At 65.8% G+C, this 9,768-nt stretch carries 11 protein-coding genes; 5 read left to right on the top strand and 6 right to left on the bottom strand.

Annotation, left to right across the window (positions count from 1 at the left end):
• Nucleotides 1–253: RecX family transcriptional regulator (locus D2V17_RS07325; protein WP_245978597.1), on the bottom strand; the 253-nt coding region annotated here is incomplete at its 3' end.
• Nucleotides 254–473: 220 nt separating this feature from the next.
• Between D2V17_RS07325 and D2V17_RS07330 the strand changes: the two genes are divergently transcribed.
• Together D2V17_RS07330 and D2V17_RS07335 are read left to right on the top strand one after the other, a co-directional pair.
• Nucleotides 474–2,201, top strand: coding sequence for a fatty acyl-AMP ligase (locus D2V17_RS07330; protein ID WP_119592437.1), 1,728 nt, complete (start codon nt 474–476; stop codon nt 2,199–2,201).
• 69 nt (nt 2,202–2,270) lie between these two features.
• Nucleotides 2,271–3,239, top strand: coding sequence for a hypothetical protein (locus D2V17_RS07335; RefSeq protein ID WP_119592438.1), 969 nt, complete (start codon nt 2,271–2,273; stop codon nt 3,237–3,239).
• Between the two features lie 130 nt (nt 3,240–3,369).
• Here D2V17_RS07335 and D2V17_RS07340 read toward each other — a convergent pair whose 3' ends face one another.
• The gene (locus D2V17_RS07340) at nt 3,370–3,765 is read right to left on the bottom strand and encodes an MAPEG family protein (RefSeq protein WP_119592439.1); all 396 of its coding nucleotides are present in this window, start codon (nt 3,763–3,765) and stop codon (nt 3,370–3,372) included.
• Nucleotides 3,766–3,767: 2 nt separating this feature from the next.
• Entirely contained in the window at nt 3,768–5,348 is a 1,581-nt protein-coding gene (locus D2V17_RS07345; RefSeq protein ID WP_119592440.1) for a TIGR00341 family protein, read from the bottom strand.
• A 122-nt stretch (nt 5,349–5,470) separates the two neighbouring features.
• Here D2V17_RS07345 and D2V17_RS07350 point away from each other — a divergent pair, with 122 nt between their 5' ends.
• From D2V17_RS07350 to D2V17_RS07360, 3 genes are read left to right on the top strand one after another with little or no spacing between them, the layout of a single operon-like run.
• Nucleotides 5,471–6,673 carry a toxic anion resistance protein gene (locus D2V17_RS07350; protein WP_119592441.1) on the top strand — a complete coding sequence of 401 codons (1,203 nt, stop codon included), beginning with the start codon at nt 5,471–5,473 and terminating at the stop codon, nt 6,671–6,673.
• 13 nt (nt 6,674–6,686) lie between these two features.
• Nucleotides 6,687–7,493: a hypothetical protein gene (locus D2V17_RS07355; RefSeq protein WP_191229115.1), complete on the top strand. Its 807-nt coding sequence runs from the start codon at nt 6,687–6,689 to the stop codon at nt 7,491–7,493.
• The gene (locus D2V17_RS07360; protein ID WP_119592442.1) at nt 7,493–7,801 is read left to right on the top strand and encodes a polyhydroxyalkanoic acid system family protein; all 309 of its coding nucleotides are present in this window, start codon (nt 7,493–7,495) and stop codon (nt 7,799–7,801) included. The genes D2V17_RS07355 and D2V17_RS07360 overlap by 1 nt, the downstream gene beginning before the upstream one ends.
• A gap of 108 nt (nt 7,802–7,909) precedes the next feature.
• Here D2V17_RS07360 and D2V17_RS07365 read toward each other — a convergent pair whose 3' ends face one another.
• From D2V17_RS07365 to D2V17_RS21275, 3 genes are all read right to left on the bottom strand, one after another.
• Nucleotides 7,910–8,374: a DUF2721 domain-containing protein gene (locus tag D2V17_RS07365; protein WP_245978599.1), complete on the bottom strand. Its 465-nt coding sequence runs from the start codon at nt 8,372–8,374 to the stop codon at nt 7,910–7,912.
• Nucleotides 8,375–8,397: 23 nt separating this feature from the next.
• Nucleotides 8,398–9,435: a mannose-1-phosphate guanylyltransferase gene (locus D2V17_RS07370; RefSeq protein ID WP_119592444.1), complete on the bottom strand. Its 1,038-nt coding sequence runs from the start codon at nt 9,433–9,435 to the stop codon at nt 8,398–8,400.
• A 49-nt stretch (nt 9,436–9,484) separates the two neighbouring features.
• The coding region (locus D2V17_RS21275) for an energy transducer TonB (protein ID WP_220474083.1) at nt 9,485–9,768 on the bottom strand (284 nt) is incomplete at its 5' end.

The following is a 9,768-nucleotide window of genomic DNA, read 5'->3' on the forward strand; positions in this document are numbered from 1 at the left end:
AGTTCTCGTCAATGCCCGCCTGTCGCAAGGCTTCGCCCACCCGCCGCGCGCCATAGCCGCGCGCCAGCAACCCTTCGCTGCGGGTGCGGGCATAGGCCTCGTCGTCGACATAACCGCGGCTGGCGAAGTCAGCCACCAGCGCCGGAATATCGGGCCCCGGCTCGCCCTCCTCCCAGCCGCGTTCGCGCAGCTTGCGCGCCAGATAGGCCTCCAGCCTGCCGCTCGACGTGGCGAAACGGGCGACGTAATTCATCGCCAATTCACGCAGTTGCGTCGATCCGAGCGGCTTTCGAGGCCTTGCTTGCCTAACATTTGGTTGTTCACTATCGCGCATTTCGCCATATTAGTGCCACACTTGCCTTGAAATGAAAAAATCTGCTGCGGGGTCGGTCGTTCCGGCGCCGCGTTTTTGGATATGGGACGCGCCACAAGAGCGCAGGCAAAGACACAAAAAAGGGTAGCCCTTAGAAAATATGACCGAGCTTGTTCCCACGCCCAACGACTGCGCTCAGCCGCGTCGGCGCTCCGACTTTGCGACTTTCTGCGAAGCCGTCGACTATGCCGCGCAGAGCGAGAAGGGCCTGAATTTCCACGATGCACGCGGCACGCTGGAGCGGGTCTATCCCTACCGCGAAATGCGCGAGGATGCACTGGGCCACGCGCAGCGGCTGATCGCCATGGGCATCGGCAAGGGCGACCGGGTCGCGCTGATCGCCGAGACCGGGCCCGAGTTCGCCTCGCTGTTCTGCGGCTGCATCTATGCCGGCGCCTGGCCGGTGCCGCTGCCGCTGCCCACCACCTTCGGCGGCAAGGGCAGCTATATCGACCAGCTCGCGGTGCAACTCGAAAGCGCCGATCCGGCCATTCTGCTCTATCCGCCCGAAATCGCCGAGATGACCGCTGCGGCGGCGGAAAAGCAGGGCTGCACCGGCATGGACTGGGATACGTTCACCCAGCGCGAAGCCCCGGAGACCGAGCTGCCCGAGGCCGATCCCGAAGACATCTGCTATTTGCAGTATTCCTCCGGCTCGACCCGCTTCCCGCAGGGCGTCGCCGTTACCCACCGCGCGCTTCTGCACAACCTTTATGGCCATGCCACCGCGATGGACATCGGCTACAACGACCGCGTGGCGAGCTGGCTGCCGTGGTATCACGACATGGGGCTGGTCGGCTGCTTCCTGTCGCTGGTCGCCAATCAGGTGAGCGTCGACTATCTCAAGACCGAGCACTTCGCGCGCCGTCCGCTGGCCTGGCTTGACCTGATCAGCCGCAATCCGGGCACCACGCTCAGCTATTCACCCACCTTCGGCTACGACATCTGCGCCCGCCGCATCTCCAGCCAGAGCAACGTGTCCGAACGATTCGACCTTTCGCGCTGGCGGCTGGCGGGCAACGGGGCCGACATGATCCGCCCCGACGTGATGCAGAACTTCGTCAACGCCTTTGCCGATGCCGGGTTCAAGGCCAGCGCCTTCACCCCGTCCTATGGCCTCGCCGAGGCGACGCTGGCGGTGACCGTGATGCCGCCGGGCGAAGGCATCCGCGTCGAGTTGGTCGAGGAAGAGCGGCTCTCGGGCACCAAGCGCGACCTTTCGCGTCCGGCCCGCTATCGCGCGATCGTCAACTGCGGCAAGGCCCTGCCCGACATGGACGTCGAAATCCGCGGCGAAAACGGCAAGGCCAAGAAGGATCGCCAGATCGGCAAGGTCTGGTGCCGTGGTCCCAGCGTCATGCACTCCTACTTCCGCAATCAGGAAGCGACCGACGAATGCCTGGTCGATGGCTGGCTGGACACCGGCGACATGGGCTACATGGCCGATGGTTATCTGTTCATCGTCGGCCGCGCGAAGGACATGATCATCATCAACGGCAAGAACCACTGGCCGCAGGATATCGAGTGGGCGGTGGAGCAGTTGCCCGGCTTCAACCATGGTGACATCGCCGCCTTCGCGGTCGAGACCGAGAATGGCGAGGAAGCGCCCGCCGTGCTGGTCCACTGCCGCGTGTCCGACCCGGAAGAGCGGGTGCGCCTGCGCAACGAGATCGCCGACAAGGTGCGCGCGATCACGGGCATGAACTGCGTGGTCGAACTGGTGCCGCCGCGCACGCTGCCGCGCACCTCGTCGGGCAAGCTCAGCCGGGCGAAGGCGCGCAAGATGTATCTGTCGGGCGAGATTGCCCCGCTCGAACTGGCGGCTTAGCCCTTTCTCCCCTCCCCCTCCCGGTGCTAAGGGCTCCGCCGAATTGGCATCGAGAGGGACAGAGGCAAGATGGACAAGGCTTATCGGCTTTCGCGGCGCGCATTCGGCGCCGGACTGATCGGCGCAGGCGTGACGGCGGCAGCCCCCGCGCAGGCGCAGTTCGGCGGCCTCGGCAACCTCGTGCGTTCGGTGACGAACGAGATCGGGCTCGACCGCGTGTTCGGCGGCGACGAACCGATCACCACCAAGCTGGCCGATGCGGTCTGGGGCAATCCGTCGCTTGACGGCGTGAACCCGCCGCTCGCCCCGGCTCCGATGACCTCGCTCGAACGCACACCCATCGGCGGCTTCGTGGTGCAACCGGGCTACTGGCAGTTTACGGCGCAAAGCTATTGCCTCCACGCGGGCACGCATGGGCCGGGCGGCGGTGACGGCTATCTCTACGCCCCGCTGAAAGGTTCGCGCGAAGAGGCGATCCGCGACATCCTGCGCAATTCGAACCAGCACCCCGGCATCGACCAGCACGATATCCAGACCCTGATCTGGGCCATCCTCGCCCGCGCCAGGTTCGAGGATCTGAGCACCGAGCACAAGCTGGTGGCAGCCCAGCTGCTGACCCGCCGCCAGCTCGCCACGCTGAACCGCTCGGCGCTCGATCTGGTGCCGTCTGGCGCGATGAGCAGCCTTATGGGCGAAGTCCCCGCGCCAATGCGGGCGGTGTTCCGGGCCGAGGCAGAGCTTCGCAACGGTCTTGCCAGCGGAGCGAGCTATTCCGAGCTTGAAAGCATCGCCATGCTGACCGGCGCAGTGCCGCTGGGCGAAGGCAGCATCGCCGTGCCCGCAGGCCGCTGGAGCGACCACCCCGACGGCTACCGCATCCGCTATCTCCCCTCGGGCTACAGCGAGACCGAGGTGCACATCTGGTGCGAGAACGGCCGCGCAGGCGTGGGCAAGACGTTCGACCCGAGCGTGCAGGTGGCCGTGCCCGGCAACACTTCGCGCCAGCGGCTTGCCCAGTCGGGGCGAGAAAAGGTCTAACCACCCGCATCCGTTCGTCCTGAGGAGCGAAGCCGCAGGCTGAGCGTCTCGAAGGACCGAGGGCAAGCCCCGCTTCGAGACGGGCTCAGACTGCGTCTTCACCCTCCTCAGCGCGAACGGATTTTGGTTCTTAGATCAGCAGCAGCGCCACGATAATGGTGAGCAAGGCCAGCATGCCGACCGCCCAGACCAGCGTGCGCACCTTGGGCACGCCCGCCCAATAGAGCGGCAGGTAGATCACCCGCGCGCCGAGCCAGACCCATGCGGCGATGGCGATGAGGCTGGAGTTCTGCCCGTACATGTCGCCCACCAGCAGCGCGATGATCGCAATCGGGTAGGTTTCGAGGAAGTTGTCGCGCGCGCGTTCGAGCCGGCCCGCAACGGCGTTAAGCGGCGGCAGATCGCCGTCGCGCGCGCCCATGTTCCAGTCGGTGCCGTATTGCGCCGTCTTGTAACGGATCGCCAGCATGATGTGCGCGACCAGCAGCAGGGTCGACAGCAGCAGAACCGTGATTTCGCTCGACATCGCTATTGCTCCATATCCCAGGCCACACGCACCGTGCCGTATCCCGAACCGGTTTCCTCGACGGTTGCCGTCACATCGTCTTCGGCCAGAACCTTGCGCACCTGCTCGACCGCGTCGGCGGGGCCGGTCAGCAGGATTGGCAGGCCCTTGCGGCGCTGCGCCCACTCGACCAGCGCCAATGCCTTGCGCCCTTCGCTGGTGAAGGTGTTCGACACGCCGACATCGGTCTTCACCTCCTGAAAGGTGATGTTCGGCAAGGCCAGCGGCGGCGGTTCGAAGCGGATATCCCAGGCCGGTTCGGTGGCGTCGATGCGCCGCTCCAGCTCGGCATAGGCGGCAAGGCTCGCCCCATCGAGCGGGCGCGCGCGGACCATGGCGCGGCGGTTGTCGCGGTCGACCGTCACCTGATCGGCCGGGACGCCCGCCAGCAAGGCCAGCCGCTCGGCGATGACACCGGCGGTCTCTAAGCTCTCGGCCTCGCGCTTCCGGCTTTCGCCCAGCTGCGCCAGTTCCGCCTCGCGCGCATCGGCGCTCTGGATTTGCAGGATCGTGACCGACACCGGCCGCCCGAGCCGCGATTCGAGCTGGCGCGCGGCGTTGCTCTCGACCTTGGCGCGGTCGAACAGTTCGTTCGTGTAGACCGTGGCCGATACCTGCACCGCGCCGGTCGAAAACTCAACCTTGGGATCGACGTCCTCGGCCTTGCCCTCGAACACAGTGCTGATCTCGTCGCGGATCACCCGCTGGGCCTGCGTTTCCCACGCGATGGTCTGGAGCGACAGGCCAAGCGGAACGGCCAGCACCACGAAGGCGATCAGCATGCCCGCGCTCTGCAATTGCGAGCCGCGCTCCGACAGGCTGGAGGAAAAGCCATAGGCCCGCGCCATCGCCGTGGCGGTAAGCGCGATGGCGGTAAGGTTGGTGACGAACAGCAACAGCGCGCCCGAGAACACCGTCCAGTTGAAGGTCGCTAGGCCAAAGCCGACCACCGCGAGCGGCGGCATCAAGGCGGTGGCGATGGCCACGCCGACGATGGTGCCCTCGCGCCCGCGGATCATCGCATAGGCGCCCGCAATGGCCGAGAAGATCGCCACCAGCAGGTCGAACAGGTTGGGCCGGGTGCGCGCGGCGATCTCGCTGGTCACGTTCTGCAAGGGCGACAGGAACACCACCAGCGCGCAGAACACGATGGCAAAGCCGGTGCCGATGGCGAGGCTCTTCACCGATTGGCGCAGCCATTTGTAGTCACCGATAGCGAGCGAGAAGCCCACGCCCATGATCGGGTCCATCAGCGGCGAGAGCAGCATCGCGCCGATCACCACCGCCGGCGAACTGAGCAGCAGGCCGAGGATCGCGATCCCCGCCGACATCGTCACCATCAGCAGATAGCGTCCGGTCAGCGCGCATTCGGCGCGGCGCTTGGCGATCACCGCCGCCTGATCGACCGTGCCGCTGGCCTCGGTCCGCCACCAGGTCTTGAACGCGTCCCACACGTGCATGAGGCTGGCAGTGTGGCTTGACGGCAAGCCGGGCGTGGCGGCGGATGCCTTCCCGGCCTCGGGGCTTTTGCTCTCGGGTTGCATTCGTAACCGTTAGCGCGGAAAATCGGGCAGGTCCAAGAGTTGCAGCATCGCGAATTCTTGAAAGACCTGTCTTATATCACTAATACAGCAATTATCGAACCAACGGGAAGGTGTAAGAGCCGATGGCCACGAGCAACGAAACGATGACCGCGACGAAGCTGGAGCTGACGCCGCCCGATCCCGTGCCCACGGTCGCGCCTGCCAGCGCCGCCGGGCTGGTGCCGGTCGACGAGGAGAAGAAGACCGCGCTGCAGGAAAAGGTCGAGGGCTTTGTGAGCGAGCTGATCGCGCTCGACGCCAATTCGCCCGATTTCGGCAAGAAGGTCGATCAGATCACCAATATGGGCCGCAAGGAGATCATGGCCGCGAGCCAGATGTCCAACCGCTTCCTTGATCGGCCTGTGCGGGCGATGGATCAGGAGAGCGGCGTCGGCGCCGACCTTACCGAGCTGCGCCGCACGGTGGAGGATCTCGATCCGGGTCGCCGCGGCAAGATGACCGGGCGCAAGTTCCTCGGCATCATCCCCTTCGGCGGCAAGCTGAAGAACTACTTCGACAGCTACACCTCGGCGCAAAGCCACATCCAGTCGATCCTCGCCCGCCTGTCGAGCGGCAAGGACGAGCTGCTGATGGACAATGCCGCCATCGACGTCGAACGCCAGAAGCTGTGGGAGGCGATGGGCAAGCTGGAGCAGATGATCCACATCGCCAAGTCGCTCGACACCCGGCTGGAGGAAGAGGCGGCCAATCAGGACAGCGTCGATCCGGCCAAGGCCAAGGCGATCCGCGAGACCGCGCTGTTCTATGTCCGCCAGCGCACGCAGGACCTGCTCACGCAGATGGCGGTGAGCGTGCAGGGCTATCTCGCGCTCGATCTCGTGAAGAAGAACAATGTCGAGCTGGTGAAAGGTGTCGACCGCGCGAGCACCACCACCGTGGGCGCGCTGCGCACCGCCGTCACCGTCAGTCAGGCGATGACCAACCAGAAGCTGGTGCTCGACCAGATTACCGCCTTGAACACCACCACGGCGGGCATCATCGATTCGACCGGGCAGATGCTGCGCGACAACACCGCGCGCATTCACGAACAGGCGGCATCGAGCACGATCCCGATGGAGACGCTGCAACGCGCGTTCCAGAACATCTATGACACGATGGACGAGGTCGACAGCTTCAAGCTGCGCGCGCTCGATTCGATGAAGCAGACGGTCGATACGCTGTCGCTCGAGGTCGAGAAGTCGAAGGGCTATATCGCCCGCGCCGAAGGGCAGGCCCAGGCCGCCCAGCAGGTGCAGGGCAGCAGCATCCTGAGCCTCGAAAGCTGAGCCTGCCGAGCCGATGAGCGACCTCACCCACCAGTCCGACCAGATCGTCCGCGCCGCCGGCGATGCGCTCGCGCACCAGCGCGCGGGCGGGAGGCGGCGGGGTAACTCGGTCGGCATGGCCTCGGCGCGGCTGAAGAAGCAGCATCTGGTGAAGAAGGTCGTGCGGCTGTTTGTCGCCATCCTTGCCATTCTGGTGGCGGCGGGTGTGGCGGGGGCGATCCTTAACGGGATCGGCTTTTACGGGGTGATGCTGACGGTGCTGGCCATGGTGGTGGCGGCCTTCGTGCTGGCGCGCTATCCGCGCCTGAAGACGCCCAAACGCGCCGATCTCAACACGCCCGATGTGAAGCAACTGGTCGGCCGCACCGAACTGTGGCTCGAACACCAGCGCGATGCGCTGCCCGCGCCCGCCGCCAGCCTCGTCAACGATATCGGCGTGCAGCTTGACGAGTTGCAGGTGCAGCTGGCCGAGGTCGACCAGAACCACCCCACCGCCGCGCAGATCCGCAAGCTGGTGGGCGAAGACCTGCCCGAGATGATCGCCGGCTTCCGCCGCATCCCGCAGCGGCTGCGCGACGAGCAAAGCAACGGCACCACCCCGGCGCGCCAGCTTCAGGAGGGGTTGAAGGTGATCGGCAGCGAACTCGATTCGATCAATCGCCAACTGGCGCAGGGCTCGCTTGACGATCTCGCGATCCGGGGCCGCTATCTCGAATACAAGTATGGCACCGCGCTGGACACCGGCAGCGGCGTGCAGCTCGGCGATGAGGGCCCGGGCGTGCCGCTGCCCGCGTTCGACAAACAGGAGAGCAAAAGCTGATGCGCCTCGCCCTGCCCCATAACCTCACCCGCGAGGAAGTGCGCCGCCGCCTGCACGAGAATTCGCACCGGATCGGCGACAACATCCCGCTCGCCATGGTCGAGGTCAGCACTAGCTGGCCCAGCGAAGACCGCATGGCGCTCGCCATCGGCGCGATGGGTCAGGCGATCAGCGGCCATGTCGATATCGAGGACACCGAAGTGGTGTTCACGGTCGAGCTGCCCGGCGCTTTGGCCTTTGTCGAGCCGATGGTGGAAATGGCGATCCGCAATCAGGGGCCGAGCCTGCTCGAACCGCCGAAGGGCTGAGCCCGGATTGAATCTGATGCCATTGCCCGGACGCACCTTGCTCCCCTCCCCTTGGGGAGGGGCTGGGGGTGGGGGCTCGACGCTGGCTTGCGTGCGCCCCATCCCGCTCTACAGTCTGCGATGCAGTTCGAGGTAGGTCTCGGGGATGCGCAGCGCCTCGGTCGCCTCGCGGGTTTCGCGCAGGAACAGCAGCAACGCCAGCATCAGCAGCGAAATGGCGAGAATGAAGGTGATCGCCGCCGCTGCGTTCAAGCCGGAATGGGCAAACCCTTCGAAGAACAACAGCGCCACCGTGAGGCCAATCGAAAGCGCCGACGATACCAGCAGGCGCATGGCCCGGCCGATGATGAGGATGCGGTTGTTGGCCATGCGAATCTCGCGCACGACCAGATCGTGCTCCTCGCCCTCGGTTTCGGTAAACAGCCCCTGCAAGGTGCGCGCACGGTCCACCACCCGGCCCATCCGGGTCGACAGGATGTTCATGATGTTGCCGATCGCCACCAGGACGAACACCGGTGTCAGCGCCAGCTGGATCGTCTGTGCGATCATTGCATCGTTTACCGCCGTCGGCATCCTTCCTCCCCGATCCGCACGCGCTACTGGTTGGCAGCGCCGGTGAGCTTGCCGACCTTCTGCGCTCCGGCCATGGTGGTAACAAGCACCTCGTCGCCGTCAACGACGATGGCGACATCCTCCAGCCCGATGGCGTTCACACGCGGCCCGTCGGTCTCGACCAGCACGCCCGTGCAATCGACCAGCTCGGCCTGACCGCGCACGCGGTTGCCCTGTGCATCGCCGTCGCGCGCATCGCGCAGGGCCTGCCAGTTGCCGATGTCGGACCAGCCCATCGATACCGGCACCATGGCGGCACGCGCGGTGTTCTCCATCACCGCATAGTCGATCGAATCGCCTTCGATGGCGGCGAAGGGTTCGGCGGCGGGATAGAATTCGCCGTCGCGCGTGTCGCCCGCTGCGACCGAGGCGCGCACGGCCTCGGCCATCGCGGGGCGATACGCAGCCAGCTCGGCGAGGAAGGCGTCAGCGCGGAAGGCGAAGATGCCGCCGTTCCAGCTGTAGTTGCCATCGGCAAGGAACGAGATCGCCGTTTCAAGATCGGGCTTCTCGACAAACCGCTCGACCTCGTAGCCGCCTTTGAGCGCAGCGCCCTTGCGGATATAGCCGAAGCCGGTCTCGGGAGCGGTGGCAGTGATCCCGAAGGCGACCATGTGGCCCTGCCCGGCCAGCGCGGCGGCATGCTTCACCGCCTCGTGGAACGCGGCGACATCGGCGATGTAGTGGTCGCTCGGGCAGACCAGCATCAGCGCATCGGGGCGCGGCATGCACTGCGCGGCCAGCGCGATGGCGGGCGCGGTGTTCTTGGCCTCGGGTTCGACAATCGTTGTGCCCTGGCAGATCGGCGCGAGCTGCGCGCGCACATAGGCAAGATGCGCCGCGCCCGTCACCACCGTGGGGCTGGCAAACATCTGCGGGTCCATCGCGCGGCGCAGCGTCGCCTCGAACAGGGTCTGCTCGCCGACCAGCGGCACGAACGGCTTGGGCAACACCCTGCGGCTGCGCGGCCACAAACGGGTGCCGCTGCCTCCGCACAGGATAACGGGATGAATCAGGGTCAGCTCCATTCGTAATGCATGCGACACAGCCCTCGCCTTTTACAGTAATCGGTTATCGGCGAAAGAAGTCCTGACGCCAGCCATAGCGCGCCGGCACAGGATTTCCATTGGCATCGATGGCGGGATTGAACCGGATGCGCTCGATCACCAGCGGGCAGACCAGTGCGTTGGTGGCCGGATCGGGGCCGGGCGACACCACCGAACAATGGCTGGCCCGGCCATCCACCCCGACGGTGAAGGCAACGGTCACGGACGTCCCCTCGCGTATCGTGCGCCCGCCTTCGGGGATGGGAAAGTCGCGCGCCGAGTTGATCGCGCCCGACTTGTAGCTCGGGC

It is taken from the genome of Aurantiacibacter xanthus, from assembly GCF_003584015.1.
Taxonomy (GTDB): Bacteria; Pseudomonadota; Alphaproteobacteria; order Sphingomonadales; family Sphingomonadaceae; genus Alteraurantiacibacter; species Alteraurantiacibacter xanthus.

Bases quoted from the DNA above. Each gene is read 5' to 3' on its own strand.
- D2V17_RS07330 (WP_119592437.1), top strand. From the start codon at position 474: ATGACCGAGCTTGTTCCCACGCCCAACGACTGCGCTCAGCCGCGTCGG.
- D2V17_RS07335 (WP_119592438.1), top strand. From the start codon at position 2,271: ATGGACAAGGCTTATCGGCTTTCGCGGCGCGCATTCGGCGCCGGACTG.
- D2V17_RS07340 (WP_119592439.1), bottom strand. From the start codon at position 3,765: ATGTCGAGCGAAATCACGGTTCTGCTGCTGTCGACCCTGCTGCTGGTC.
- D2V17_RS07345 (WP_119592440.1), bottom strand. From the start codon at position 5,348: ATGCAACCCGAGAGCAAAAGCCCCGAGGCCGGGAAGGCATCCGCCGCC.
- D2V17_RS07350 (WP_119592441.1), top strand. From the start codon at position 5,471: ATGGCCACGAGCAACGAAACGATGACCGCGACGAAGCTGGAGCTGACG.
- D2V17_RS07355 (WP_191229115.1), top strand. From the start codon at position 6,687: ATGAGCGACCTCACCCACCAGTCCGACCAGATCGTCCGCGCCGCCGGC.
- D2V17_RS07360 (WP_119592442.1), top strand. From the start codon at position 7,493: ATGCGCCTCGCCCTGCCCCATAACCTCACCCGCGAGGAAGTGCGCCGC.
- D2V17_RS07365 (WP_245978599.1), bottom strand. From the start codon at position 8,374: ATGCCGACGGCGGTAAACGATGCAATGATCGCACAGACGATCCAGCTG.